The following is a 26,861-nucleotide window of genomic DNA, read 5'->3' as shown; positions in this document are numbered from 1 at the left end:
GTCGCGGCCGTTCAATCGCCGCGGATGCCGCGTTCCCGGATCACCGCGCCGAAGCGCCTGGAGTCGTCCAGCGCGCGCTGGTGGAACTGTTCCGGCGTGAGCGGCAGCGCCTCGCCCCCCAGCGCCAGCATGCGTTCGCGCAGCGGCGGCGTCTGCAGGATGCGGTTGATCTCGCGGTTCAGCCGCGCGACCACGTCCGCCGGCGTGCCGGCCGGTGCGTAGAAGCCGAACACGGTGTCGGCGTCGAAGCCCTTGAGCCCTGCCTCGGCCAGCGTGGGCACGTCCGGGAAGGCCGGCGAGCGGTGCGGGCTGCCCACGGCCAGCAGCCGCAGCTTGCCCGCGCGCACCTGGTTCAGGCCGATGCCGGGGTCGAAGAAGTAGTCGATCTGGCCGGCCAGCAGATCCTGCAGGGCCGGCGCCGCGCCGCGGTAGGGCACGTGCACGGCGAACACGCCGGCCTGCGACTTCATCATCTCGCCGGCCAGGTGCGGCGAACTGCCGTTGCCGGGCGAGCCGTACGACAGCTTGCCCGGGTTGGCCTTCAGGTAGGCGATGAACTCGGCGATGTTGCGCGGCGGCAGGTCGGGCCGCACCAGCAGGTAGACCAGCACGCGCGCGGCCGAGGCCACGGGCACGAGGTCGCGCGCGGGGTCGAACGGCATGCGCGCATAGATGTGCGGGTTGACCGAGACCATGCCGCCCGAGCTCATGAGCAGCGTGTAGCCGTCCGGCGCGGCCTTGGCCACGGCCTCGCCGCCGATGTTGCCGTTGGCGCCGCCGCGGTTCTCCACCACCACGGGCTGGCCCAGGGCTTCGGCCAGCGGCGTGCCCACGGCGCGCGCGATCTGGTCGGCGGCGCCGCCGGGCGGAAAGTTGACGACCAGGCGGATCGGCTTGGCCGGCCAGGCCTGGGCCCGGGCGGTGCCGGTGGTGGCCAGGGCGGTCAGCAGGGCGAGGGCGCTGCGGCGGGGGATGGGCATGTCTTGTCTCCTTGGGCGTTCTTCAATCGACTTCGATTTCCAGCAGGGTCGGCCGTGCCGCGCCCAGCGCCTGCGGCAGCAGCCGCTCCAGCGATTCGGCATCGGACGCGCGCAGGCCCTGGCAGCCGTGGCCCTGGGCCAGCGCCACGAAGTCCAGGTCGGGCAGGGCGGTGCCGGGCAGCTCGGCGCCGGCCGCGAAGCCGAAGGCCGGCGCGAACATGTTCAGCGCCGCGTAGCTGCGGTTCTTGAGGATCAGCACCGTGATCGGCAGGCGCAGCTGGGCGGCGCTCCACAGCGCCTGGATGGCATACATGGCCGAGCCGTCGCCGACCAGCGCGATGACCTTCTCGCCCGGCCGGCCCAGCGCCACGCCCACGGCGGCCGGCAGGCTGTAGCCCAGGCCGCCGCTGCACATGGTGTAGAAGCTGCCGGCCGCGCGCATGGGCAGCAGCTGCTGCATGGTGTGGCGCGCGCTGGGCGCCTCTTCCACGACCACGGCACCGGCCGGGCGCAGCCCGTCCAGGCGGTGCAGCACCCACGCGGTGGAGGGGCGCACGCCGGGGGCCGGCGCCTGCGGCACCAGCGCCGGCTGGCGCGCCGGTGGCGGCTCGCGGTGACGGGCATCGGCCACCGGGCGGGCCAGCAGGTCCTGCACCGCCAGCCGGATGTTGGCGACCACCGCCAACCCCACCGGCGCCCAGGCCGCGACCTGCGGGTCGTCGACGATCTGCGCCAGGCTGGCGCCGGCCGGCAGATGCGGGCCGCTGCCCTCGACGTGGTAGGTGAAGGCCGCCGCGCCCAGCGCGAGCACGAAGTCGTGGCCGGCGAGCTTGTGCACGATCTGCTCGCGCATGGCCGGCAGGAAGCCGGCGAACAGCGCGTGGTCCTCGGGGAAGCCGGCACGGCCCGACATCGGCGCGATCCACACGCGCGCCTGGTAGCGCTCGGCCAGCGCGACGACGGCGTCCCAGGCGCCCGCGCGGTCGGTGGCGGCGCCGACCACGAGCGCCGGCCTGCGGCTGTCGTCCAGCAGTTGGCCGATGCGTGCCAGCAGGGCCGGGTCGGGCCGCGCCACCTGGCTCACGGTGCGCGGCGGCACGGGGTCGGTCGGCCGGGCCCAGTCGTCGGCCGGGATCGACACCAGCACCGGCCCCTTGGGTTCCTGCATGGCCACGTAGTAGGCCCGCGCGATGGCCAGCGGCACGTCTTCGGCCCGCGCAGGCTCGCAGCTCCACTTCACGTAGGGCTTGGGCAGCTCGGTCGCTTGGGCCGAGAACAGGAACGGCTCGAACGGCAGGATGGAGCGCGCCTGTTGCCCGGCCGTGATGACCATGGGCGTGCGGTTCTTGTGCGCCGTGAAGATGTTGCCCATGGCGTGGCCCACGCCGGCCGCCGAGTGCAGGTTGACGAACGCGGCGTTGCCGGTGGCCTGGGCGTAGCCGTCGGCCATGCCGACGACCACCGACTCCTGCAGGCCCAGCACGTAGCGGAAGTCCGGCGGGAAATCCAGGAACAGCGGCAGCTCGGTGGAGCCGGGGTTGCCGAAGATGGTGTCGATGCCGAAGCCGCGCAGCAGTTGCAGCACGGCTTCGCGCACGGTGGGTCGTTGGGACATGGCAGGTGTGTCGGTGGCGGGGAAGCGGCGATCTTCGGCTGCCGCGCTCATGCGATCAATAAAATGATCCGGATAAGAACCATGCGCGCCATGCATATCAACGACCTCGACCTCAACCTGCTGCGCCTGTTCGATGCGGTAGGCCGCACGCGCAACGTGAGCCGCGCAGCGGAGTTGCTGGACATCACCCAGCCCGCCGCGAGCCAGGGCCTGGCGCGGCTGCGCGCGCTGCTGCACGACCCGCTGTTCGTGCGCGCCGGGGCGGGCGTGCGGCCCACGCCCAAGGCCGAGGCGCTGGGCAGCGCGGTGCGCGAGGCGCTGGGCCTGCTGGAACAGGCGCTGAACGCGCAGGCCAGCTTCGATGCTGCCAGCGCGCGCCAGGTGTTCCGCCTGCACCTTTCCGACATCGGCGAGGCGCGCTTCCTGCCCGAACTCATGGCTGCGCTGCTGCGCGCCGCGCCGGGCGTGCGCGTGGAGACCATGCCGCTGCCAGCCGCCGAGATCGCCCCGGCACTGGACGACGGGCGCATCGACCTGGCCTTCGGCTTCCTGCCCACGGTGCAGGGCAACGAGCAGGTTGCGCTGCTGCGCGACCGCTACATCGTGCTGGTGCGCGAAGGCCATCCGCTGCTGCGCACGCGCCGCAAGGCCGGCGACCTGCAGTGGCTGCGCGAACTGGAACTGGTGGCCGTGCGCACCCATTCCGACACGCTGCGCATCCTGGAGTTGCTGCAGCTGCAGGACCGGCTGCGCCTGACCACGCACCACTTCCTGGTGCTGCCGGCCATCGTGCGCGCGACCGACCTGGCCGTGGTGATGCCGCGCAACATCGCGCTGGGCTTTGCCGAGCAGGGCGGCTATGCGCTGGTGGAGCCGCCGCTGCCGCTGGCCGAGTTCACGGTGTCGCTGCACTGGAGCCGGCGGCATGCGAACGAGCCGGCGCGGGCGTGGTTGCGGGATTTCGTGGTTCACCTGTTCGGCAACGTCCAGGCCTGAGTCAACGCTGGCCTGTCCTCGCGGCGGCTGGTTCTTGCCGTCGAATCCTGCCATCGCACAGGATCGGGCGGCCGAAGGTGTGCGACATTGCCCGCGATGCCGGACAGCTACTTCTCCCTCCAACTGGCTTTCGCATTGCGCCATGCAGTCCAGGCGCAGGTGCCCTTCGAGGTGGCTGTCGCGCGCTGCACGAACCTGCGCCGCAGGCTGAACCTTGGGGGGCCGTCATGCGTCTCCCGCTGGGGCGAGTTCCTCGCAGAGATGCGCAGGTTGCAGAGTGATCCGTCCGCACTCCTGGCGACGTGCGTTGCGTTCCATGACGCCCGCCCGCCCGCTGTGCCGGCGCGGTCGTTCGGGTGCTTCGCCTACGAGCCACCCAACGCCGCAGGTGTCTTGCGCATGCACTTCATGCCGCCCGCCGGTGCCAGTTCAAGCCCGCTGGCCGCGGTCAACATGGCCGCGAGACGGGCTGAGCTGGGAGAGATGTTCTCGCACGTCCTTCGCAACGAGAAAGGCGTCAGATCCGTCCTGGGTGTTTCATGGCTGTACAACCTGGACGCGTACAAGAGGTTGTTTCCGAGCGCGTATGTCGCCTCGGTCAAGAAACCTTGGTTTCCGCTGCACTTGAACGGCAGCTCCACCTGGGGCCAGGTGCTGGACTGGCGGGGGCAGGTGAAGCCGGAGATGAGAGCCGCTCTGTTGAGCCGGCTGCACCTGATGGATGCGGAGGCGCCCTGGATCGTCTTCCCGTTGCAGGCGATGGCCGCCACCTGTGGGGTGCAGGCCTTCCATGAGCTGCTGAGCTGATGGCTGGCACCAGCGGCGGGCGCGCAGCCGTCACTGTCCGCAGGCCCGCCACCTCGTCTCAGACTTTCATGCGCTGTTTCGGACATCCGTGGCAAGCAATCCAGGGCGCGCGCACCCGCAGGGCAGGTTCGGCGCCGTCTTAACGCGCGCGTCATCGGCGGCCGGCAAGCTGCCAGGCTTTGCTTGCCCAAAAGGTGCCCCGATGAAGAAACCCGCTGCGATGGTCAACCCGCTGGCCGAGGCCGTGCCCGCACAACCCGGCCGGCGCCGCTTCGTGCGCCAGGTCGCGCTGGGCGCGGCTGCATTCGGTGGTCTGGCGCTGGCCGGCTGCGGCGGCAGTGGCGACGACCCCGAGGTGGCGTTCGCGCATGGCGTGGCCAGCGGCGACCCTCTGGCCGACCGCGTGATCCTGTGGACCCGCGTGAGCACCGCTGCGACGCAGGAGATCGTGCTGCGCTGGGAGGTGGCGAGCGACAGCGGCTTCGCCAGCATCGTCGCCAGCGGCGAGGCGCGCACCACGGCCGCGCACGACCACACGGTCAAGGTCGATGCCACGGGCCTGTCGGCTGGGCGCAGCTATTGGTACCGCTTCAACGCATACGGCCAGCTCTCGCCCGTGGGCCGCACGCGCACGCTGCCATCTGCAGGTGCCACCCAGGTACGGTTGGCGGTGTTCTCCTGCTCCAACTACCCGGCCGGCTACTTCAACGTCTATGCAGAGGCGGCCAAGCGCAACGACCTGGATGCCACCGTGCACCTGGGCGACTACATCTACGAGTACGCGCGCGGCGGCTATGCATCGGAGAACGCGGCCGCGTTGGGCCGCCTGTCCGAGCCCGCCACCGAGACCGTGCAGCTGGCCGACTACCGGCGCCGCTACGCGCAATACCGCAGCGACGTCGACCTGCAGGCCCTGCACGCGGCCGTGCCCATGGTCGCGGTCTGGGACGACCATGAGATCAGCAACGACACCTGGCGCAACGGCGCGGAGAACCACCAGCCCGAAGAAGGCGACTTCGCCGCGCGCAAGGCCGCCGCCATCCAGGCCTACCACGAGTGGATGCCGATCCGCAGCGGCGCAGACACCGGGCAGATCTACCGCAGTTTCGACTTCGGCGGCCTGCTCGCGCTGCACATGCTGGACACGCGCGTGGTCGGCCGCGACGAACAGCTGTCCTACACCCCGTACATCACGCAGACCGGGCTGGACGCGGCCGGCTTCACGGCGGCCGTGGGCGATCCCGCACGCCAGCTGCTGGGGGCCACCCAGGCCGGATGGCTGCAACAGCAGCTGGCCGCCTCCACCGCCACCTGGCAGGTGCTGGGGCAGCAGGTGCTGATGGGCCGCATGCAGGTGCCGGCGCCGCTGCTGTTCGGCCTGCTCGGCCTGGGCGGCGTGTCCTTGGCCGAATACAGCGCGCTGGCCACCAAGGCCGCCACCGCGCCGCAGACGCTCACCCCACAGGAGCTGGCCGTGCTGCAGGCGCCCGCCATCCCCTACAACCTGGACGCCTGGGACGGTTACCCGGTCGCGCGCGAGGCCGTGCTGGAGATGGCGCGCAGCCAGGACAAGAACCTCGTGGTGCTGGCTGGCGACACGCACAACGCCTGGGCCAGCGACCTGCTGGATGCGCAGGGCCGCCAGGTCGGCGTGGAGTTCGCCACCTCGTCGGTCACGTCACCCGGCTTCGAGGACTACCTGCCGGGCGAAGACCCGGCCGTGCTGGCCGGCGCGCTGACGCAGCTGGTCGGCCCGCTGCAGTACTGCGACACCGCGCGCCGCGGCTACATGTTGCTGACGGCAACGGCCGCCGAATGCCGCGCCGAATGGACCTACGTGGACACCATCACCAGCCGCAGCTACCGGGCCGTGACCGACAAGAGCCTGCGCGTGCTGCCGGGCGCGGCCAACCGGCGCCTCTTGGCGGCCTGAGTTCCGCGGCGGCCTGGGGTTTCCCCTGGCGGCAGGAAGCGGGCAGGGCGCCCTTAACATCGCGCCCACGCTCGGTTTTGGTGCACGGCCGGCGAGGGCAGGCCGCCGCAGGGTGGCATCGACCTTGCTGGAGTGGCTGAAACACATCCCCACCCGCCCAGAGGTGCCTCCGCTGCCCATGACCATTCCAAGATTGGCACTCGCCAACATCACCAAGGCCTACCCGGCCGTCGTGGCCAACAGCGATGTCTCGCTGACCGTGATGCCCGGCGAGACCCACGCCGTGCTCGGCGAGAACGGCGCCGGCAAGTCCACGCTGATGAAGATCATCTACGGCTCGGTCAAGCCCGACCAGGGCACCGTGACCTTCGACGGCCGCGAGGTGCACATCCGCAACCCGCAGGAGGCGCGCGCCCTGGGCATCAGCATGGTGTTCCAGCACTTCAGCCTGTTCGACACGCTGACGGTGGCCGAGAACGTCTGGCTTGGGCTGGACAAGAGCCTCAAGCTGGCCGAGGTCACCCAGCGCATCACGGCGAAGGCCGGCGAGTACGGGCTGGACATCGACCCCACACGGCCCGTGCACACGCTGTCGGTCGGCGAGATGCAGCGCGTGGAGATCATCCGCGCGCTGCTGACCGATCCCAAGCTCTTGATCCTGGACGAGCCGACCTCGGTGCTGACGCCGCAGGCGGTCGAGAAGCTGTTCGTGGTGCTCAAGAAGCTCGCGGCCGAGGGCTGCAGCATCCTGTACATCAGCCACAAACTGCACGAGATCCGCGAACTGTGCACGGCCTGCACGGTGCTGCGCGGCGGCAAGGTGACGGGCGTGTGCAACCCGCAGGACGAGAGCAATGCCTCGCTGAGCCGGCTCATGATCGGCGCCGAGCCGCCTGCGCTGCAGCACCGCGATGTGAAGGCCGGCGCCACCATGCTGCAGGTGCAGGGCCTGAGCCTGGCGCGCGAGGACCAGTTCGGCGTGGATTTGGAAGGCATCGACCTGGACGTGCGCGCGGGCGAGGTGGTCGGCATTGCGGGCGTGTCGGGCAACGGGCAGAAGGAACTGCTCTACGCGCTGTCGGGCGAGGACTGCCGCGCCCAGCCCGCCATGGTGCGCATCTTCGGCCAGGACGCGGCCCGCCTGCGGCCCGGCCGCCGGCGCGCGCTGGGCCTGCACTTCGTGCCCGAGGAGCGGTTGGGCCGCGGCGCCGTGCCCACGCTGAGCCTGGCGCACAACCTCTTGCTGACGCGCAACGACGCCGTGGGCAAGAGCGGCTGGATCCGCGTGCGCCGGCTCACCGAGCAGGCGCGCGAGACCATCGCGCGCTACAAGGTCAAGGCGGGCGGGCCGCAGTCTGCCGCCAAGTCGCTGTCGGGCGGCAACCTGCAGAAGTTCATCGTGGGGCGCGAGATCGACGCGAATCCCAAGCTCCTGATCGTCTCGCAGCCGACCTGGGGCGTGGACGTGGGCGCGGCCGCGCAGATCCGCGGCGCCATCCTCGCGCTGCGCGATGCCGGTTGCGCCGTGCTCGTGGTCAGCGAGGAGCTGGACGAGCTGTTCGAGATCAGCGACCGGCTCTACGTGATCGCCAAGGGGCGGTTGTCGCCGTCGGTGGCGCGCGCGCAGGCGACGGTGCCGCAGATCGGCGAGTGGATGTCCGGCCTGTGGACGGGGGAGGCGCAGCATGCTCAAGCTTGAAGCCCGCCCCGAACCCTCGAAGTTCTGGAGCTTCGGCTCGCCGCTGCTGGCGCTGGCCATCACGGTGGGCATCGGCACCTTGCTGTTCATCGCACTGGGCAAGGACCCGCTGCGCGGCCTGGGCGTGTTCTTCTGGGAGCCGCTGCGCAATGCCTACGCGCTCGGCGAACTCATGGTCAAGGCCACGCCGCTGCTCATTATTGCGCTGGGCCTGGCAGTGTGCTTTCGCTCCAACGTCTGGAACATCGGTGCCGAGGGGCAGTTCGTGATCGGCGCCATCTGCGCGGGCTGTGTCGCGCTGATGGCCGGCAAGGGCACGTCGGGCTGGATCCTCGTGCCCATCCTGCTCGCCGGCATCCTGGGCGGCATGCTCTGGGCCGGCATCGTGGCGCTGCTGCGCGACCGCTTCAACGCCAGCGAGATCCTGGTCAGCCTGATGCTGGTCTACGTGGCGATCCAGTTGCTGGGATACCTCGTGCAGGGGCCGCTCAAGGATCCGATGGGCTACAACTTCCCGCAGAGCAAGACCTTCGAGGCCGTCACGCAGATCCCGCGGCTCATGAAGGGCTCGCGCGTGAGCATCGGCCTCTTGATCGCACTCGTTGGCGCCGGCGCGCTGTGGGTGTTCCTGTTCCGCACGCGGGCCGGGTTCGCGCAGCAGGTCGGCGGCCTGGCGCCGGCGGCGGCGCGCTATGCGGGCTTCTCGTCGCGGCGCGCGCTGTGGATCGCGCTGCTGACCTCGGGCGGCGCGGCGGGCCTGGCCGGTGCGCTGGAGGTGGCGGGCCCGATCGGCCAGCTCACGCCATACGTGCCGGCGGGCTACGGCTTCGCGGCCATCATCGTGGCCTTCGTGGGCCGGCTGCACCCGGTCGGCATGGTGTTCTCGGCCATCCTCATGAGCATGTTCTACATCGGCGGTGAACTCGCGCAGTCGCGCCTGGGCCTGCCCAAGTCGCTGACCGGCGTGTTCCAGGGCCTCCTGCTGTTCACGCTGCTGGCCTGCGACACGCTGATCGCGTACCGCTTGCGCTTTGCCCGGAGGGCTGCGTGATGGATGCCTACGCACTCTTGCTGGCCGCCACGCTGAATGCGGGCACCGTGCTCGCGCTCGCGGCGCTGGGCCTGCTCATCAACGAGAAGGCCGGCATCATCAACCTGGGCGCCGAGGGCATGATGCTGTGTGCCGCCATCGCCGGCTTCGCAGCCGCCGTGCACAGCGGCAGCACCTGGGTGGGCTTTGCGGCCGGCATGGCGGCCGGCGCGGCCATGGCGGCGGCCTTCGGCGTGCTCGTGATCTGGTTCAACACCAACCAGTACGCGACCGGCCTGGCGCTGAGCCTGTTCGGCAGCGGCTTCTCGGCCTTCGTGGGCGTGGCCTATGTGCAGGAGAAGCTGCCGCCTTCGCCGCAATACGCGATCCCGGTGCTGGCCGACATCCCGTGGTTCGGGCCGGCGCTGTTCCGCCACCACCCCATGGTCTACATCGCCGTGCTGTTCACGTTCGCGCTGATCTGGTTCCTGATGCGCACGCGCGCGGGGCTGGTGCTGCGCTCGGTCGGCGAGTCGCCCGAGTCGTCGCACGCGCTGGGCTACCCGGTGCGGCGCATCCGCTTCCTGGCGGTGCTGGCCGGCGGTGCGCTGTGCGGCTTGGCCGGCAGCTACCTGTCGGTGGTCTACACGCCGCTGTGGGTCGAGGGCATGGTGGCCGGCAACGGCTGGATCGCGCTGGCGCTGACGACGTTCGCCACCTGGCGGCCCGCGCGCGTTCTGCTGGGCGCCTACCTGTTCGGCGGCGTGGGCCAGCTCGGCTTCTTCCTGCAGAGCCAGGGCGTGCAGGTGCCCAGCCAGTTCCTGTCGATGCTGCAGTACATCGCGCCCGTGGTGGTGCTGGCCATCATCTCGCGCAACCCCGCGTGGATCCGGGCCAACATGCCCAACTCCATCGGGAAACCGTTCTACCCCGGCTCATAATCGGGCCGCTTTTTTTCGTTGACACCTCCGGAGAATCCATGACCGACCAGAACAAACGTTCGATGCTGCGCGTGGTTGCGCTCAGCGCGATGGCCGCCGCGGCGCTGGCCGCCTGCGGCAAGAAGGAAGAGCCGGCGCCCGCCCCGGCACCTGCCGCCGCCGCACCGGCGCCTGCCAAGGCCGAGCCGCTCAAGATCGCGTTCGCCTACGTCGGCCCGGTCGGCGACGGCGGCTGGACGTTCGCGCACGACAACGCGCGCAAGGCGCTGGAGAAGGAATACGGCGACAAGATCGTCACGAGCTTCGTCGAGAAGGTGCCCGAGTCGGCCGACGCCGAGCGCGTGTTCCGCGACCTCGTGGGCCAGGGCAACAAGCTGATCTTCGGCACCACCTTCGGCTACATGGAGCCCATGCTCAAGGTGGCGCCGGATGCGGCCGACGTGAAGTTCGAACACGCCACCGGCTACAAGACCGCGCCCAACCTGCGCACCTACGACAGCCGCACCTACGAAGGCGCCTACATGGCCGGCGTGATCGCCGGAGCCATGACCAAGAGCAACACGCTGGGCGTGGTGGCCTCCATTCCAATTCCCGAAGTGGTGCGCAACATCAACAGCTTCACGCTGGGCGCGCAGTCGGTGAACCCCAAGATCACGACCAAGGTGGTCTGGGTCAACGAGTGGTTCAACCCGCCCAAGGAAACCGAGGCCGCCACCGCGCTGATCAACGGCGGCGCCGACGTGCTGATGCAGAACACCGACTCGGCCGCCGTGCTCAAGACCGCGCAGGACAAGGGCAAGCGCGCCTTCGGCTGGGATTCGGACATGACGGCCTACGGTCCGCAGGCCCACCTGGGCTCGGCCATCATCAACTGGGCGCCGTACTACATCAAGGCCACCAAGGACGCGCTGGAAGGCACCTGGTCCACGGGCGCCGTCTGGTGGGGCGTGAAGGAAGGCGCAATCGACATGGTCTCCATCGCCGCCGACGTGCCGGCCGAGACCAAGGCCAAGATCGACACCATCAAGGCGGGCCTGAAGGACGGCAGCTTCGCGATCTGGAAGGGCCCGATCGTCGACAACGCCGGCAAGGAAGTCGTGGCCGCGGGTGCCGTGGCCGACGACCAGTTCCTGTCGGGCGTGAAGTTCTACGTCAAGGGCGTGGAAGGCAAGGTGCCGGGCGACAAGTAAGCCGGGCATGCACATCGGACGGCCGCCTTCGGGCGGCCGTTTTTGTTCAACGCTGCGGTGCGAGCCGGTCGATCAGCACGGCGCTGGCCGCGTTGAGCCCGACCACCTCCACCGTGCAGCCATGGTGGCGCAGCCGCTGCACCACCTTGTCGAGTGCGGCCACGGCCGTCACGTCCCAGAAGTGGGCGCGCGTGACATCGATGCGCACGGCGCGGCGCTCGGCGCCCAGCACGTCGAAGGCTTCGACAAAGGCGTCGGCCGAGGCGAAGAACACCTGGCCGGTCACGGTCCAGTGGCGCAGGCCGGCGGCGGCGTCGTCCTCGGTGCGGACGTCCAGCATGTGCGCCACCTTGGAGGCAAAGAACACGCCGCTCATGACCACGCCCACCGCCACGCCGGCCGCCAGGTTGTGCGTGGCCAGCGTCACGGCCACCGTGGCCAGCATCACGGCGCTGGACAGGCGCGGGTGCCGCACCAGCGTGCGCAGCGAGCCCCAGTCGAAAGTGGCGGCCGACACCATCACCATGATGGCCACCAGCGCAATCACCGGCACCTGCGCGACCCAGGGCTTGAGCAGCACCATGAGGACCAGCAGGAACAGGCCCGCGAACAGCGTGGACAGCCGGCCGCGGCCGCCGTACTTCACGTTGCTGACGGTCTGGCCGATCATGCCGCAGCCGGCGATGCCGCCGAACAGGCTGGCGGCGATGTTGGCGAGCCCCAAGCCCGTGCACTCGCGGTTCTTGCTGCTGGGTGTGTCGGTCATCTCGTCGACGACGCTGGCGGTCATCATGGATTCGAGCAGGCCGACCATGGCGATGGCCAGTGCGGGCAGGGCGATCAGGCGCAGCGTCTCCAGCGTGAGTGGCACGCCGGGCCAGCCGAACTGGGGCAGCGTGTCCGGCAGCTTGCCGAGGTCGGCCACAGTGGCCAGCGGCAGGGCCAGCGCGAGCGAGAGGCCGGTCAGCACCAGGATGCAGATCAGCGGCGAGGGCAGCACCGTGAACAGCCTGAACGGCAGGCGCGGCAGCCCGTAGATCAGCGCCAGGCCCAGCGCCAGCATGGCCCAGGTGGCGGTGTTGGCGCCCTGCAGGTGCGGCAGCTGCGCCGAGAAGATCAGCACCGCCAAGGCGTTGACGAAGCCGGTGCGCACCGAGCTGGAAACGAAGCGCATCAGCACGCCCAGGCGCAGCAGGCCGAAGGCGATCTGCACGGTGCCGGCCAGCACACCCGCGGCCAGCAGGTAGGGCAGGCCGTGCGATTGCACCAGCGGCGCGGCAACCAGCGCCACCGAGCCCGCGGCGGCCGAGACCATCGCCGGACGCCCACCCGTGAACGCGATCACGATGCTGATGACGAAGGAGGCGAACAGGCCCACAGCGGGATCGACACCGGCCACGAACGAGAACGCGATGACCTCGGGAATCAGCGCGAAGGTGGCAACGGCGCCGGCCAGCAGTTCGCGTGGAACGCTGGGGCACCACTCGGCGCGCAAGCGGGAGAGCGACATGGGGGAGGCTGGAGGCGAAAAGGGCGCGATGTTAGGACAGTGGCGTGCTTTACGCCTTAGAGTTGCGCCATGACATCCCACGCCCCGAATTTCTCCGCCATCCCTGCCGAGCGCCTGCCCGAACTGCTGCGCGGCATGCCCAAGGCCGAGCTGCACATGCACATCGAAGGTTCGCTGGAGCCCGAGCTGATCTTCGCGCTGGCGCAGCGCAACGGCGTGGCCATCCCTTACGCCAGCGTCGATGAACTGCGCAAGGCCTACGCCTTCACCAACCTGCAGAGCTTCCTGGACATCTACTACGCGGGCGCCTCGGTGCTGCTCCAGGAGCAGGATTTCTACGACATGGCCTGGGCCTACCTGCAGCGGGCAGCCGCCGACAACGTGATCCGCACCGAGATGTTCTTCGACCCGCAGACGCACACGGCGCGCGGCGTGGTGATGGAGACCGTGGTGAACGGCCTGCACCGTGCCTGCGTCGACGCGCAGGCGCAGCTGGGCGTGAGCGCGGACCTGATCCTGTGCTTCCTGCGCCACCTGAGCGAAGAGGACGCCTTCGAGACGCTGGAACAGGCGCTGCCGTACCGCGACAAATTCATCGGCATCGGTCTGGATTCCAGCGAGGTCGGCCACCCGCCCGAGAAGTTCGCGCGCGTGTTCGCGCGTTGCCGCGAACTGGGCTTGCACCTGGTCGCCCACGCGGGCGAGGAGGGGCCGCCGGCCTATGTCTGGACGGCGCTGGACCTGCTCAAGGTCGAACGCATCGACCACGGCGTGCAGAGCACCAAGGACCCGGCACTGATGCGTCGCCTGGCGGCCGACCGCATCCCGCTGACCGTGTGCCCTCTGTCCAACCTCAAGCTCTGCGTGTTCCCCGATCTGGCGCAGCACAACCTGGGTGCGCTGCTGGATGCAGGCCTGGTGGCCACGGTGAACTCCGACGACCCGGCCTACTTCGGCGGCTACATGAACGAGAACTTCCTGCAGACCTTCGCGGCCACCGGGCTCACGGCGCAGCAGGCCTTCCAATTGGCGGACAACAGCTTCGTGGCGACCTTTGCCGGTGCCGCGCAGAAGCAGGCCTGGCGCGACCGGCTGCAAGCCCATTTCGCCGCGTTCTGAGCGGCCGGTGGCATTGCTGATCGATCCCCAGTCCATCGCGCCTCATCTCTCCGCGGCCACCTACGCGCGTGGCCTGCAGGTCTACCTGAACCAGGGTGTGCTCGAGCACCAGTTGCATGCCGAGAGCGCGCAGCTGTGGCGCGTGGACGGGGTGGTGCGCGGCAGCGAACGCGAGCCCTACGAGACCAGCCTCGCGATGGAGCTGGACACGCAAGGCCGCGTCGTGGGCTTCGACGCCAGCTGCTCGTGCCCCGTCGGCACGGACTGCAAGCATGCGGTGGCGCTGGCGCTCAAGGCCGTCTATGCCGCGGGCGCCGTGCGCCGCTCTGCCACGCCCGACAGCGTGTTTGCGCGTCCTGCTGCCCCGCCGGCGCCCGCCGTGCCGCGTGCGGCGGCGACGATGGACGCCTGGCTGGACCTGTTCGACGCGGAGCCCCAGGGCACATCCGCACGCGTGGTGGCCGGCAACCCCGATGTGCCGCTGTACCTGCTCTCCGCCGTGCCACGGGCCGCGCATGGGCGCGAGCCGCCACGCCTGCAACTGGCCTGGCAGATTTCGCGCGCGCTCAAGCGGGGCGGTTGGGCCAAGCCCAAGGTGCCCGGCCATGACGCCTTCCTACGCGTTCCCGCGCTGGCCGGTGCCGAGCCCAACGACGACCGCGAGTGCGTGCGCCTGATCCAGTCGCTGGGCACGCAGCGCTACGGCTACGGGCCCACGTACAGCGGCATCGTCGATGGCACGGTCGGCAGCCTGGCCGTGCAGGCCGCCGCGCGCACCGGGCGGCTGTTCGCGGCGGTCGAATCCGGCGAGATGGGCGAGTCCCCGCTGCGCTGGGGACCGCCGCGCCAGCTGCTGTGGCAATGGCACGAAACGAAGCAGCCGCGCGAGGCCGAGAGCCTGTGGGTGCTGCGCGCGGGCGTGCCGGAGCAGGGTGCCGACCCGCAGGCGCCCGGGGACCGGCCTGCGCCGCGCACGGCCGTGTACGGCGCCCAGGTGCCGCTGTACCTGGACCTCGAGAACCGCGCTTGCGGCCCGGTGGAGTCTCCCGGCCTGGACGCGGCTCAGCTGCGCCTGCTGCTGGCCGCGCCACCGCTGCCGCAATCGGCCTTCGGCGAAGAGCACAGCCGCCTGCTCGAACGCCTGGCCGGCCTGCCGCTGCCGCCCGTGGTGGCGCCGCCCGCGCGCTGGCCGCAGGTGCCGCCCGTGCCCTGCCTGCGGCTGGCGCGCGTGCCGGCCGCCGAACGTGCGCAGCGCGGCCTGCTGCGCGCCACGCTGGACTTCGACTACGCCGGCCTGCGCGGCCACTGGTTCGTGCCGCAGGCCCAGGTGCTCGTCGCGCACGCCGGCCGCCGCGTGGTGTTGACCCGCGATGTGGCGGCCGAGCGCGGGGCCGAGGCGCGCCTGCAGGCCCTGGGCCTGGTGGGCGACGCGGTATCGCGCTTCCACCTGCCGGCCGCCAGCATGGTCTGGCTGGACTGGGCGATGGACGATTGGGCGCCGCTGCGCGCCGCGGGCTTCGACGTGCAGGCCGATGCGGACCTGGCCGGCTTCGTGCAGCAGGCCGACGCGCTGCTGGTGCAGGTGGCGTCGCGGCCGGCCGGCCACGACGACGCCGTGCTCGAGGACGCCCTGCGGGCCGGCACCGAGGTGGCCTGGTTCGACCTCTCGCTGGGCATCGCCATCGACGGTGCGCGCCACAACGTGCTGCCCTGGTTGCCGGCGCTGCTGCGGCAGGTGCGCCACACGCCAGACGGCCCGCAGATGCCGCCCTGGCTGTGGCGCGAGCAGCTCGATGGCCGCTGGCTGCGCCTGCCCTCGGCGCCGCTGCAGCCCTGGCTGCAGGCGCTGATCGACCTCGTGGGCGAGCGCCCCGAACGCGATCTGGAGGCGGATGCGCTGCGGCTGTCGCGCCTGGAGGCCCTGCGCATGGGCGTGCTGCTGGGCGAGGGCGCGGTCTGGGATGGCGCCGAAAGCCTGCGCCAGCTGCTGCGCGAACTTGTCAGCGGCGCGCCGCCGGCCGTGGCGCCGCCCGCGGGCCTGAACGCGCAGCTGCGGCCCTACCAGCAGCAGGGCCTGAACTGGCTGCAGTTCCTGCGCCGGGCCGGCCTCTCCGGCCTGCTGGCCGACGACATGGGCCTGGGCAAGACGCTGCAGACCCTGGCCCATCTGCTGCGCGAGCACGAGGACGGCCGGCTGGACCGGCCCAGCCTGGTGCTGGCGCCCGTCAGCGTGCTGGGCAACTGGCGCCGCGAGGCCGAGCGCTTCGCGCCTGCATTGCGCACGCGCGTGTGGCATGGCGCCGACCGGCACAAGGCCGATTTTTCCGGCTGCGACCTCGTGGTCGCGCCGTACTCGCTGCTGCAGCGCGACCGCGAACGCTGGCTGGGCCAGCGCTGGCACCTGGTGGTGCTGGACGAGGCCCAGCACATCAAGAACGCCAGCACCCAGGCCGCGCAGGTGGCGGCCTCGCTGCAGGCGCGCCAGCGCCTGTGCCTCTCCGGCACGCCGATGGAGAACCACCTGGGCGAACTCTGGAGCCTGTTCCACTTCCTGATGCCGGGCTTCCTGGGCAGCCAGGCGCGCTTTCGCGAGGTGTTCCGCCAGCCCATCGAGAAGCATGCGGACACGCAGCAGCTGGCGTTGCTGCGCCGGCGCATCACGCCCTTCATGCTGCACCGGACCAAGGCCGCCGTGGCCACCGAACTGCCCGCGCGCAGCGAGAGCATCTCGCCCGTGACGCTGGAAGGTGCCCAGGCCGACCTGTACGAGACCATCCGGCTGGCGACCGAGAAATCCGTGCGCGCGGCGCTGGCGGACAAGGGCCTGGCGCGTTCGCAGATCCAGGTGCTGGACGCGCTGCTCAAGCTGCGCCAGGTCTGCTGCGATCCGCGGCTGGTCAAGGCCACGCCGGGGGTGACCCGGGCGGCCGGCTCGGCCAAGCTCGACCTGCTCATGGAGATGCTGCCCGAGCTGCTGGACGAAGGTCGGCGCGTGCTGCTGTTCTCGCAGTTCACGGGCATGCTGGCGCTGATCGAGGCCGCGCTGCGCGAGCGCAAGATCCCGTTCGCCACGCTGACCGGCCAGACCCAGCAGCGCGACGCGGTGATCGAGCGCTTCACGAGCGGCGCCGTCCCGTTGTTCCTGATCAGCCTGAAGGCCGGCGGCACCGGCCTGAACCTGCCCCAGGCCGACACCGTGATCCACTACGACCCCTGGTGGAACCCGGCCGTCGAGGAGCAGGCCACGGCGCGCGCGCACCGCATCGGCCAGCAGCGCCAGGTGATGGTCTACAAGCTGGTGGCCGAGGGCACCATCGAGGAGCGCATCCTGGCACTTCAGGCGCGCAAGGCGGCGCTGGCGCAGGGCCTGCTGCACGGCGCGGCCCAGCGGGATGCGCCGCTGTTCAGCGAGGACGATGTGGCCGAGCTGCTGCGGCCGATCGGTTGAGTGGGCCTCACGGCAGCGTCCGATAAAAGTAGTGCGTGGCGCACAGGCCGCCCTGCGGCCACAGCGCGTAGCCCGGGATCACGCCGCAGGACTGCCAGCCGAGCCGGCGGTACAGCCGCTCGGCATCGGAGCCGTCCACCGTGTCGAGCACCAGCAGCGTCTTCCCGCAGTCCAGAGCCACGGCTTCGGCCGCGCGCATGAGGGCCTCGCCCATGCCGAGCCGGCGTGCGCGCCGGTGCACCAGCATCTTGGCCAGGTCGGCGCGGTGCGGCTGGTTCTCGGGCTGGGCCAGCACCAGTTGCACGGTGCCGGCGATGCCCTGCGCATCCTCGGCCACGAGCAGCGCGCGTTCGCCGCGCGCCACGCCTTCGGCCACGCTGCGCCAGAACGCGTGGGCGCGCTCCGGCGCCAGCGGATGCATGAAGCTGACGGAGGCACCGCCCTCGACGCAGTCGATCAACAGATCGGCCAGTGCGTGGCGCTGGTCGGCGTCGATCTGCTGCAGGCGGTGGATCTGGAATGCAGGGGGGGTCATCTCATCTCCCGGCCGATGCCGTACCCTCGCTGACGAGGACCACGGCATAGCGCGCCGGCCGGCGCGTGGGGTTGCTGTAGACGATGGGGCGGTCCAGCGCATGGGCCAGGCAGTCGCCGGTGGCGAGGTCGTGCACGGTATCGCCCAGGCGGATCTGCATGCGGCCTTCGAGCACCCAGATCTGCTGGTGCACGCGCGGGCTGCGCGCGCCCGTCTCGTAGGCCACCTGCGCGCCGGCCGGGAATTCGACCTCGACGATGCGGATGGGCGATGAGGCGCCGGCCGGGGAGACGTTGCGGCGCACATAGCCGGTGGCCGGGTCGCGCCAGAGTGGCTGCTCTGCACGGCGTGCGACGGGTTCCGCTGGTGCGTTGGGCGCTGCATCGAACAGCGCCGCCAGCGGCACGCCCAGGCCCGAGGCCAGGCGCTCCAGCACCACGGCCGTGGGGCTGCTCTCGCCACGCTCGATCAGCGAGATCATGGAGCGGCTCACGCCGCAGTGGCTGGCGAGCGCGTCCAGCGACAGGCCGCGCGCAGCGCGCAGCTGGCGCACCTGGGCGGCGATGCGCGCGTTCAGCGGTGCATGGGATTCTTCCGTCATGGTGGATGGATATTCCATGATGTTGGATGGTCTGGCAAGTGCCTTTTGTCCGCCGGCTCCGCTGCGCAGCTTGCGCCAGGAGTCCTTCGCGCGGACCTTGTCGCCATGGACGGTGAACAAGTTGCAGCCATCGACCTCCCCGTGTTGGCCGTCGCTGGCGCGGGTGCCGACGAAGGTCCCTTCGGACACGCCTCGGACGTCCTGGCACTGCACTCGGGCGTGGTCGGGCAGAGCCTGCAAGAGCAGGGTGCGCTGATCGCGCTGCCGCTGAGCTTGGTGCGCGATTCAGGGGACGTGGGCCTGGTGTGGCGAGGGCTGTCGCCTGGCCCGGTGGTCGAGGGGGGGCTGCAGGCCGTGGCCGGCGCCTGCCAGGACGGCGCGTAGGGGGCGACCAGGGGTGAACCGGGCGCGCCCATCGCCGGCGCTTGCGTGCGGGAGGCGGGCGCCGCGCATGGTGGACAATAAGCGCCCCTTTCCGAGTCCCTTTCGGACATCCCATGAAGAGCGTCACTTCTAAAATACGCAGCAGCGGCTCCGGCCGCGCTTTCATTTCTGCCGACCGCTGCACGGCACAACCCCTTTCTCCCGCGCTGTCGCGCCGGCACCTGCTGGCCACCATGGCCACCGTGTGCCTGCCAGGTCTCGCGGCGGCGCGCGAGCCGCTCAAGATCGGCTTCGTCTACGTGGCGCCGCTCACCGATGCCGGCTGGGTGCGCCAGCACGAGGAGGGCCGCAAGGCAGTGCAGGCCGCGCTGGGCGGCCAGGTGCAGACGCGCTACGTCGAGAACGTGGCCGAAGGTCCGGATGCCGAGCGCGTGATCCGCGAGCTCGCGCAGCAAGGCTGCGGCCTGGTCTTCACGCCGAGCTTCGGCTACATGGAGCCCACGCTGCGCGTGGCGCGCGACTTTCCCGAGGTGCGCTTCGAGTCCATCACGGGCTACAAGACGGCGCCCAACGTGGCCACGGCCAATGCGCGCTATTACGAAGGCCGCTACCTGGCCGGCGTGGCGGCCGGACGCATGACCAGGACCGGCACGGCCGGCTACGTGGCCGGCTTTCCGATTCCCGAAGTGCTGCAGGGCATCAACGCGTTCACGCTGGGCCTGCGCTCGGTGGCGCCGCAGGCGGGCGTCAAGCTGGTGTGGCTGCAGGCCTGGTTCGATCCGCCGCGCGAGCGCGATGCGGCCATGACGCTGATGAACCAGGACGCCGACGTGATGGCCTTCCACACCGGCTCGGGCGCTGTCATGACGGCCGCGCAGGAACGCGGCAAGTTCGCCATCGCCTACCACTCGGACATGCGCAAGCTCGGCCCCGATGCGCAGCTGGTGTCGGTGCGCCACGAGTGGGGCGACTACTACACGCGGCGCGCGCGCGCCGTGCTGGATGGCAGCTGGAAGAGCGGCAGCGTCTGGGGCGGCGTGCGCGAGGGCATGATCCGCGTGGGCGACTTCGGCTCGCGCGTGCCCAAGCCCGTGCAGGACGAGGTCCAGGCGCGCCAGCAGGACATCGCTGCCGGGCGCTTGCATCCCTTCCACGCCGCCAAGGCGCTGCGCGACAACGGTGGCCGGGTGGTGCTGGAGGCCGGCCGCACGCTGGCCGATCCGCAGATCCTGGCGATGGACTGGCTTGCCGAGGGCGTGGCCGGCGGCCTGCCCCGCTGAAACCGGTGGCCAGGGCGGCCCCTACAATCGCCGCCCGTTTCAGAAAGAGCCTTCACCCATGACGATCAAGAGCGACAAGTGGATCCGCCGCATGGCCGAGCAGCACGGCATGATCGAGCCGTTCGCGCCTGGCCAGGTCCGCGAGCGCGAAGGCCACAAGATCATCAGCTACGGCACCAGCAGCTACGGCTACGACATCCGCTGCGCGCCGGAATTCAAGGTGTTCACGAACATCCACAGCACCGTGGTCGACCCCAAGCACTTCGACGAGAAGAGCTTCGTGGATTTCCACGGCGACAGCTGCATCATCCCGCCCAACAGCTTTGCGCTGGCGCGCACGGTGGAGTACTTCCGCATCCCGCGCAACGTGCTGACCATCTGCCTGGGCAAGAGCACCTATGCGCGCTGCGGCATCATCGTCAACGTCACGCCGTTCGAGCCCGAATGGGAAGGCTATGTGACGCTGGAGTTCTCCAACACCACGCCGCTGCCGGCCAAGATCTACGCGGGCGAGGGCTGCGCCCAGGTGCTGTTCTTCGAGAGCGACGAGGTCTGCGAGGTCAGCTACAAGGACCGCGGCGGCAAGTACCAGGGCCAGGTCGGCGTGACGCTGCCCAAGGCGTGATGCTTCAGGCGGGCGGCGCCGCGTCGAGCGCCTCCAGCGCGGCCAGTGCGGTGGCCAGGTCTTGCCGGGCGCGGGCGCGCGTCTCGTCGGTCAGCCGGTTCGGGTCGAGCGTGAGCTGCAGGCCGGCGTAGTTCTGGTGGATGCCGGCGTGCTGGCCGGGCTCGTCGGGATGGATGCCCTGCAGCGCGAAGCAGCGCACATCGCGCGAGACGCCCTTGGCGGCCAGCGGCTCGCGTTCCTCTGCCTCGAACTCGCCCTTGACCAGCGCATAGGTCTCGTACGACATCACCACGCCGTCGGGCGTGCCGTTCTGCTCCAGCCGTGCGGCGATGTTGACCTCGCTGCCGATCACCGTGTAGTCCATGCGCTGCTCGCTGCCGAAGTTGCCGACATGGCAGAACCCTGTGTTGATGCCGATGCGCACCTGGAACGGCTGGCGGTAGCCCTTGTCGCGCCAGACCGCCTGCAGCTCGCGCATGCGGCGCTGCATGGCCACCGCCATGCGCACGCACTGGCGCGCGTCTTCCTCCACGCCGCGGGTCTCCGGATCGCCGAAGAAGATCACGATGGCGTCGCCGATGAACTTGTCGATGGTCGCGCCGTGGTCGAGCGCGATCTTCGACATCTCCGAGAAGTAGTTGTTCAGGAAGTAGGTGAGGTCCTCGGGCTGCATGCGCTCGGCATTGCGCGTGAAGTCCTTGATGTCGGAGAAGAAGATCGTGAGCTTCTTGCGAACGGCCGAGATCGACACATCCTTCGCGCCCTCGAAGATCGACTTGTAGATCTGCGGCGAAAGGTAGCGCGACAGCTTTTCCGACAGCGAGCGCAACATGCGTGTGCGCGTGGACAGGGCGATGTGGTTGTGCACGCGCGCCAACAGGATGGGCGGGCTCAGTGGCTTGGTGATGTAGTCGACCGCGCCGAGTTCGAAACCCTTCTCCTCGGAGTGCTCGTCCGTCATGGCGGTCAGGAAGATCACCGGGATGTGCGACAGCGCGGGATCGGCCTTCAGCCGGCGGCAGACCTCGTAGCCGTCGATCTCCGGCATCATGATGTCGAGCAGGATCAGGTCGGGCGGTGCATTGGCCGCCGTGACCAGCGCCTTGGCACCGTGGTTCACGACCTTGACGCGGCAGGTGTCGCGCAGCAGCGCCGCCATCAGCGTGAGGTTGTCCGCCGTGTCGTCGACCACGAGGACGGTGGGTTTGTCGGCCGGGGTCAGGTCCATCGGCAGGCTTCCTTCGATGTGCGGCGGCGCCGGGAGCCGGCCAGGGCCGGCGTTCGCGGGGCATCGTACATGCGGAAACATTGGCGCCGGGCGGGGCGCGCCCGGCCGCCGGACGAGCGGTACCATCGCGCCAACACAAGGCAGGAGAGGCCCATGCGCTGGGAAGGAAATCGGGAATCCGAGAACGTCGAAGACCGGCGCGGGCAGGGGGGCGGCGGTGGCGGTCCCGTGTTCGGCGGCCGCAGCATCGGCATCGGCACCATCGTCATCGCGCTGGTGGGCGGCTGGGTGCTGGGCGTCAATCCGCTGACCCTGCTGGGCATGCTCAGCGGGGGCGGGCCGGTGGTCGAGCAGCAGCAGGCGCCCGCCCAGCGCCCGCCGGCGGACGACCAGATGGCCAAGTTCGTCTCCACCGTGCTGGCCGACACCGAGGACGTCTGGCGCAAGCTGTTCAGCGAGGCCGGCGGCCAGTACAGCGACCCCAAGCTGGTGTTGTTCCGCGGCGCCACGCGCACGGCCTGCGGCCAGGGCCAGGCGGCGATGGGGCCGTTCTACTGCCCGGCCGACCAGAAGGTCTACATCGACCTGGGCTTCTACGAGACGCTGAAGAACCGCCTGGGCGCGCCCGGCGAGTTCGCCCAGGCCTATGTGATCGCGCACGAGGTGGGGCACCACGTGCAGAACCTGCTGGGCATCAGCGGCAAGATGGACGAGATGCGCCAGCGCATGGGCCAGGCGCAGTACAACGCCATGAGCGTCAAGCTGGAGCTGCAGGCCGACTGTTTCGCTGGCGTCTGGGCCAACCGGGCGCAGGACGCCCGGCAGATCCTGGAGAACGGCGACATCGAATCGGCCATGAACGCCGCAGCCAAGATCGGCGACGACGCCTTGCAGCGCGGCAGCGGGGGCGCCGTGGTGCCCGAAAGCTTCACGCACGGCAGCAGCGCGCAGCGCCAGCGCTGGTTCTCCAACGGCCTCAAGACCGGCAGCGTCAAGGCCTGCGACACCTTCTCGGCCAGCGCCCTTTGAGCGCCGGGCTATAATCCGCGGGCTTTGCTTCCTGCAAGGCGCACGTTGGCCGTCAGTTCCGTCGGCCAACGCAAGTGAAAACCGCCGGAACCTGCCCTTGCGCCAGATGGACCACCCGATGGACCAGCGGCGCCAAGGACCTCGGGTCTCTCGGCACATCCTGGAAATTCCATGATTGCAGCATCCATCAAGGCCGAGGTCGTCCAGGCCAACGCCCGCGCCGCCAACGACACTGGCAGCCCCGAAGTTCAAGTCGCGCTGCTGACCGCACGCATCAACGAACTCACCCCCCACTTCAAGACGCACGCCAAGGACCACCACGGTCGCCGCGGCCTGCTGCGCATGGTGAGCCGCCGTCGCAAGCTGCTGGACTACCTGAACGCCAAGGACCACGACCGCTACGCGGCCCTGATCGCCAAGCTCGGCCTGCGCAAGTAATTCGCAGGGCCTGAAGGTTCGAGCGCCTGAGTTGGTTCGCTGGCTCAGGCGCTTTGCACTTCAAAACCCGACCACCTACCGACAGATGCCGCGCGCAAGGTACGCGCTGTGTCATTCCACAAGCGGCCCGCGCCGCGGTTTCTTGTGGAATGGCATCGTCCCTTCGCAGGCGCTGTCTCCATCCCGGCCCGGCACGACGCCGCGCTGAAACCAAGAGGAGTACCGCATGACGATGTTCAATAAAGTCACCAAGACCTTCCAGTGGGGCAACCACACCGTCCGCATGGAGACCGGCGAGGTCGCACGCCAGTCCACCGGCGCCGTGCTGCTGGACATGGACGGCACCGTGGTGCTGGCCACGGTCGTTGGCAAGACCACCGGCAAGCCCGGCCAGGACTTCTTCCCGCTGACCGTCGACTACCTGGAAAAGGGCTACGCCGCCGGCAAGATCCCGGGCAGCTTCTTCAAGCGCGAAGGCCGCCCCAGCGAGTACGAGACGCTGACCAGCCGCCTGATCGACCGCCCGATCCGCCCGCTGTTTCCCGAAGGCTTCTTCAACGAAGTGCATGTGGTCATCCATACGCTGTCGCTGAACCCCGAGGTCGATGCCGACATCGCCGCCATGGTCGCCGTCAGCGCAGCGCTGTCGGTCAGCGGCATCCCGTTCGCCGGCCCCATCGGCGCGGCCCGCGTGGGCTATGTCAACGGCCAGTACGTGTTGAACCCGGGCCAGACCGCGCGCAAGGATTCCGTGCTGGACCTGGTGGTCGCCGGCACCGAAGCTGCCGTGCTGATGGTCGAGTCCGAAGCCCAGCAACTGAGCGAGGAAGTCATGCTCGGCGGCGTGGTGTTCGGCCATGAGCAGGCCCGCATCGCCATCGAGGCCATCCACGAGCTCGTGCGCGACGCCGGCAAGCCGGTCTGGAACTGGCAGGCCCCCGCGCGCGACGAAGCGCTGATCGCCAAGGTCACCGCCGCCGCCGAAGAGAAGCTGCGCGCCGCCTACCAGCTGCGCAACAAACAGGCCCGCACCGAAGCCACCCGCGCCGCCTATGCCGACGTGCTGGCCGCGCTGAAGGCCGACGGCACCGAGTTCGACAGCGTCAAGGTCGAAGGCCTGCTGTTCGACATCGAAGCGCGCATCGTGCGCGGCCAGATCCTGGCCGGCGAGCCGCGCATCGACGGCCGCGACACGCGCACCGTGCGCCCCATCGAGATCCGCAACAGCGTGCTGCCGCGCACCCACGGCTCGGCGCTGTTCACGCGCGGCGAGACGCAGGCACTGGTGGTCACCACGCTGGGCACCGAGCGCGACGCGCAGCGCATCGACGCACTGTCGGGCGACTACGAAGACCGCTTCATGCTGCACTACAACATGCCTCCGTTCGCCACCGGCGAAACGGGTCGTGTGGGTAGCCCGAAGCGCCGCGAGATCGGCCATGGCCGCCTGGCCAAGCGCGCCCTGGTGGCGGTGCTGCCGACCAAGGAAGACTTCCCGTACACCGTGCGCGTGGTCAGCGAGATCACCGAGTCCAACGGCTCCTCGTCGATGGCTTCGGTCTGCGGCGGCTGCCTGTCGATGATGGACGCCGGCGTGCCGCTGAAGGCGCACGTGGCCGGCATCGCCATGGGCCTGATCAAGGACGGCAACCGTTTCGCGGTGCTGACCGACATCCTGGGCGATGAAGATCACCTGGGCGACATGGACTTCAAGGTGGCCGGCACGACCAATGGCGTGACCGCGCTGCAGATGGACATCAAGATCCAGGGCATCACCAAGGAAATCATGCAGGTCGCGCTGGCCCAGGCCAAGGAAGCCCGCATGCACATCCTGGGCAAGATGCAGGAAGCCATGGGCACGGCCAAGACCGAGATTTCCAGCTTCGCGCCGCGCCTGTTCACGATGAAGATCAACCCCGAGAAGATCCGCGACGTGATCGGCAAGGGTGGCTCGGTGATCCGCGCGCTGACCGAAGAGACCGGCACGCAGATCAACATCGACGAAGACGGCACCATCACCATCGCGTCCAGCGATCCGGCCAAGGCCGAGGAAGCCAAGCGCCGCATCGAGCAGATCACGGCCGAGGTCGAGATCGGCAAGGTCTATGAAGGCCCGGTCACCAAGATCCTGGACTTCGGCGCGCTGGTCAACCTGCTGCCCGGCAAGGACGGCCTGCTGCACATCAGCCAGATCGCGCACGAGCGCGTCGAGAAGGTCACGGACTACCTGACCGAAGGCCAGATCGTGAAGGTCAAGGTGCTCGAGACCGACGAGAAGGGCCGCATCAAGCTGTCGCTGAAGGCGCTGCTGGACCGCTCGGCACCGCAGGCGCACGCGCCCGCACCGGTGTCCGCGCCGGTCGATGCCGCACCCGGCCAGCCCGAGTAAGCCTGCGTTGCGACGTGCCGCGTCCGCTTGACGCGGCGCACCGCACCGGCCGCGGTGACGCCGGGCTGGTGCCTTGTACTTTCGAGGACTCGCGATGAAAGCGATTGAGATCACGACCCCTGGCGCCCCCGAGGTGCTGCAGTTGGCCGAGCGTCCGGACCCGGTGGCGGGTGCCGGCGAGGTGTTGCTGCGCGTGCGTGCCAGCGGCGTGAACCGGCCCGACGTGCTGCAGCGCACCGGCAACTACCCGGTGCCGCCGGGTGCGTCCGACATTCCCGGCCTGGAAGTGGCGGGCGTCATCGAGGCCGGCGACGCCGACGAACTGCGCACCGCGGGCCTGAACATCGGCGACCGCGTCTGCGCGCTCGTGGCCGGCGGCGGCTATGCCGAACTGTGCGTGGCGCCGATCGCGCAGTGCCTGCCGGTGCCGGCGGGCCTCAGCGACGAGGAGGGCGCCAGCCTGCCGGAGACCTTCTTCACGGTCTGGAGCAACGTGTTCGACCGTGCGCGCCTGCAGGCCGGCGAGACCCTGTTGGTACAGGGCGGCACCAGCGGCATCGGCGTCACCGCCATCCAGCTGGGCAAGGCGCTGGGTGCGCGCGTGATCGTGACGGCCGGCAGCGACGAGAAGTGCGCCGCCTGCCTGGCGCTGGGCGCCGACCATGCGATCAACTACAAGACCGCCGATTTCGCCGAGCAAGCGCGCAAGCTGACCGACGGCAAGGGGGTCGACGTGATCCTGGACATGGTGGCCGGTGCCTATGTGGCGCGCGAGATCGATTGCCTGGCCGAGGATGGCCGGCTGGTCATCATCGCGGTGCAGGGCGGCACCAAGGCCGAGGTCAATGCCGGCCTGGTGCTGCGCCGCCGCCTGACGGTGACCGGCTCCACGCTGCGGCCGCGGCCGGTGGCCTTCAAGGCGGCGATTGCGCAGTCGCTGCGCCGCCATGTGTGGCCGTTGATCGAAGCCGGCCGCATCAAGCCTGTGATCCACAGCCGCTTCGCCGCGGCGGATGCGGCGCAGGCCCACACGCTGATGGAGTCGAACCAGCACATCGGCAAGATCGTCCTGACCTGGTGAGCG

The 26,861-nt window shown here is 69.9% G+C and carries 22 protein-coding genes; 16 read left to right on the top strand and 6 right to left on the bottom strand.

Features of this window, described 5'->3' with window-relative positions:
* Positions 1 to 11: 11 nt before the first annotated feature.
* Positions 12 to 980, bottom strand: a complete 969-nt coding sequence (locus ASF44_RS10085) for a tripartite tricarboxylate transporter substrate binding protein (RefSeq protein WP_056899078.1) — start codon at positions 978 to 980, stop codon at positions 12 to 14.
* A gap of 22 nt (positions 981 to 1,002) precedes the next feature.
* Positions 1,003 to 2,595, bottom strand: a complete 1,593-nt coding sequence (gene mdlC, locus ASF44_RS10080) for a benzoylformate decarboxylase (protein WP_056899126.1) — start codon at positions 2,593 to 2,595, stop codon at positions 1,003 to 1,005.
* Between the two features lie 90 nt (positions 2,596 to 2,685).
* Between mdlC and ASF44_RS10075 the strand changes: the two genes are divergently transcribed.
* The 7 genes from ASF44_RS10075 (at position 2,686) to ASF44_RS10045 (ending at position 11,191) form a co-directional block, all read left to right on the top strand.
* Positions 2,686 to 3,591, top strand: coding sequence for a LysR family transcriptional regulator (locus tag ASF44_RS10075; protein ID WP_200930588.1), 906 nt, complete (start codon positions 2,686 to 2,688; stop codon positions 3,589 to 3,591).
* A 96-nt stretch (positions 3,592 to 3,687) separates the two neighbouring features.
* On the top strand, positions 3,688 to 4,398 hold the full coding sequence (locus ASF44_RS10070; protein ID WP_056899076.1) for a hypothetical protein: 711 nt from the start codon (positions 3,688 to 3,690) through the stop codon (positions 4,396 to 4,398).
* Positions 4,399 to 4,600: 202 nt separating this feature from the next.
* Positions 4,601 to 6,331: an alkaline phosphatase gene (locus ASF44_RS10065; RefSeq protein WP_056899075.1), complete on the top strand. Its 1,731-nt coding sequence runs from the start codon at positions 4,601 to 4,603 to the stop codon at positions 6,329 to 6,331.
* 178 nt (positions 6,332 to 6,509) lie between these two features.
* Positions 6,510 to 8,030, top strand: coding sequence for an ABC transporter ATP-binding protein (locus tag ASF44_RS10060; protein ID WP_056899125.1), 1,521 nt, complete (start codon positions 6,510 to 6,512; stop codon positions 8,028 to 8,030).
* A complete protein-coding gene (locus ASF44_RS10055; RefSeq protein ID WP_056899074.1) occupies positions 8,017 to 9,081 on the top strand; it encodes an ABC transporter permease in 1,065 nt (354 codons plus the stop codon). Before ASF44_RS10060 ends, ASF44_RS10055 begins: the two co-directional genes overlap by 14 nt.
* Positions 9,081 to 10,001, top strand: a complete 921-nt coding sequence (locus ASF44_RS10050; RefSeq protein ID WP_056899073.1) for an ABC transporter permease — start codon at positions 9,081 to 9,083, stop codon at positions 9,999 to 10,001. Before ASF44_RS10055 ends, ASF44_RS10050 begins: the two co-directional genes overlap by 1 nt.
* 38 nt (positions 10,002 to 10,039) lie before the next feature.
* Positions 10,040 to 11,191, top strand: coding sequence for a BMP family ABC transporter substrate-binding protein (locus ASF44_RS10045; RefSeq protein WP_056899072.1), 1,152 nt, complete (start codon positions 10,040 to 10,042; stop codon positions 11,189 to 11,191).
* A gap of 46 nt (positions 11,192 to 11,237) precedes the next feature.
* Here the strand turns inward: ASF44_RS10045 and ASF44_RS10040 are convergent, their stop codons facing one another.
* Positions 11,238 to 12,701: a SulP family inorganic anion transporter gene (locus tag ASF44_RS10040; protein WP_056899071.1), complete on the bottom strand. Its 1,464-nt coding sequence runs from the start codon at positions 12,699 to 12,701 to the stop codon at positions 11,238 to 11,240.
* A gap of 69 nt (positions 12,702 to 12,770) precedes the next feature.
* Between ASF44_RS10040 and ASF44_RS10035 the strand changes: the two genes are divergently transcribed.
* Positions 12,771 to 13,820: an adenosine deaminase gene (locus ASF44_RS10035; RefSeq protein ID WP_056899070.1), complete on the top strand. Its 1,050-nt coding sequence runs from the start codon at positions 12,771 to 12,773 to the stop codon at positions 13,818 to 13,820.
* 7 nt (positions 13,821 to 13,827) lie between these two features.
* Positions 13,828 to 17,268: an SNF2-related protein gene (locus ASF44_RS10030; RefSeq protein ID WP_082524650.1), complete on the top strand. Its 3,441-nt coding sequence runs from the start codon at positions 13,828 to 13,830 to the stop codon at positions 17,266 to 17,268.
* 7 nt (positions 17,269 to 17,275) lie between these two features.
* Here the strand turns inward: ASF44_RS10030 and ASF44_RS10025 are convergent, their stop codons facing one another.
* Together ASF44_RS10025 and ASF44_RS10020 are read right to left on the bottom strand one after the other, a co-directional pair.
* Entirely contained in the window at positions 17,276 to 17,803 is a 528-nt protein-coding gene (locus ASF44_RS10025) for a GNAT family N-acetyltransferase (protein WP_082524649.1), read from the bottom strand.
* A 1-nt stretch (position 17,804) separates the two neighbouring features.
* A complete protein-coding gene (locus ASF44_RS10020; protein ID WP_056899069.1) occupies positions 17,805 to 18,404 on the bottom strand; it encodes a helix-turn-helix domain-containing protein in 600 nt (199 codons plus the stop codon).
* Positions 18,405 to 18,509: 105 nt separating this feature from the next.
* Between ASF44_RS10020 and ASF44_RS10015 the strand changes: the two genes are divergently transcribed.
* From ASF44_RS10015 to dcd, 3 genes are all read left to right on the top strand, one after another.
* Entirely contained in the window at positions 18,510 to 18,788 is a 279-nt protein-coding gene (locus ASF44_RS10015) for a hypothetical protein (RefSeq protein WP_056899068.1), read from the top strand.
* Positions 18,789 to 19,021: 233 nt separating this feature from the next.
* Complete coding sequence (locus tag ASF44_RS10010; RefSeq protein ID WP_056899067.1) at positions 19,022 to 20,068, top strand: BMP family ABC transporter substrate-binding protein; 1,047 nt, start codon at positions 19,022 to 19,024, stop codon at positions 20,066 to 20,068.
* A gap of 58 nt (positions 20,069 to 20,126) precedes the next feature.
* Positions 20,127 to 20,693 carry a dCTP deaminase gene (dcd, locus tag ASF44_RS10005; protein ID WP_056899066.1) on the top strand — a complete coding sequence of 189 codons (567 nt, stop codon included), beginning with the start codon at positions 20,127 to 20,129 and terminating at the stop codon, positions 20,691 to 20,693.
* 4 nt (positions 20,694 to 20,697) lie between these two features.
* On the opposite strand, the gene ASF44_RS10000 is transcribed toward dcd, so the two are convergent.
* A complete protein-coding gene (locus ASF44_RS10000; protein ID WP_056899065.1) occupies positions 20,698 to 21,921 on the bottom strand; it encodes an adenylate/guanylate cyclase domain-containing protein in 1,224 nt (407 codons plus the stop codon).
* Between the two features lie 153 nt (positions 21,922 to 22,074).
* Between ASF44_RS10000 and ASF44_RS09995 the strand changes: the two genes are divergently transcribed.
* From ASF44_RS09995 to ASF44_RS09980, 4 genes are all read left to right on the top strand, one after another.
* Positions 22,075 to 22,950: a neutral zinc metallopeptidase gene (locus tag ASF44_RS09995; protein WP_056899064.1), complete on the top strand. Its 876-nt coding sequence runs from the start codon at positions 22,075 to 22,077 to the stop codon at positions 22,948 to 22,950.
* A gap of 171 nt (positions 22,951 to 23,121) precedes the next feature.
* Positions 23,122 to 23,388, top strand: coding sequence for a 30S ribosomal protein S15 (gene rpsO / locus ASF44_RS09990; protein WP_056899063.1), 267 nt, complete (start codon positions 23,122 to 23,124; stop codon positions 23,386 to 23,388).
* A gap of 226 nt (positions 23,389 to 23,614) precedes the next feature.
* On the top strand, positions 23,615 to 25,777 hold the full coding sequence (gene pnp, locus ASF44_RS09985) for a polyribonucleotide nucleotidyltransferase (protein WP_056899062.1): 2,163 nt from the start codon (positions 23,615 to 23,617) through the stop codon (positions 25,775 to 25,777).
* A gap of 94 nt (positions 25,778 to 25,871) precedes the next feature.
* Positions 25,872 to 26,858, top strand: a complete 987-nt coding sequence (locus ASF44_RS09980; RefSeq protein ID WP_056899061.1) for an NAD(P)H-quinone oxidoreductase — start codon at positions 25,872 to 25,874, stop codon at positions 26,856 to 26,858.
* The last annotated feature ends 3 nt before the right edge of the window (positions 26,859 to 26,861 follow it).

Source organism: Pseudorhodoferax sp. Leaf274 (genome assembly GCF_001422445.1).
Lineage (GTDB): Bacteria > Pseudomonadota > Gammaproteobacteria > Burkholderiales > Burkholderiaceae_C > Pseudorhodoferax.
The sequence above is the reverse complement of the archived record's forward strand: the minus strand, read 5'-3'. Positions and strand labels throughout refer to the sequence as shown.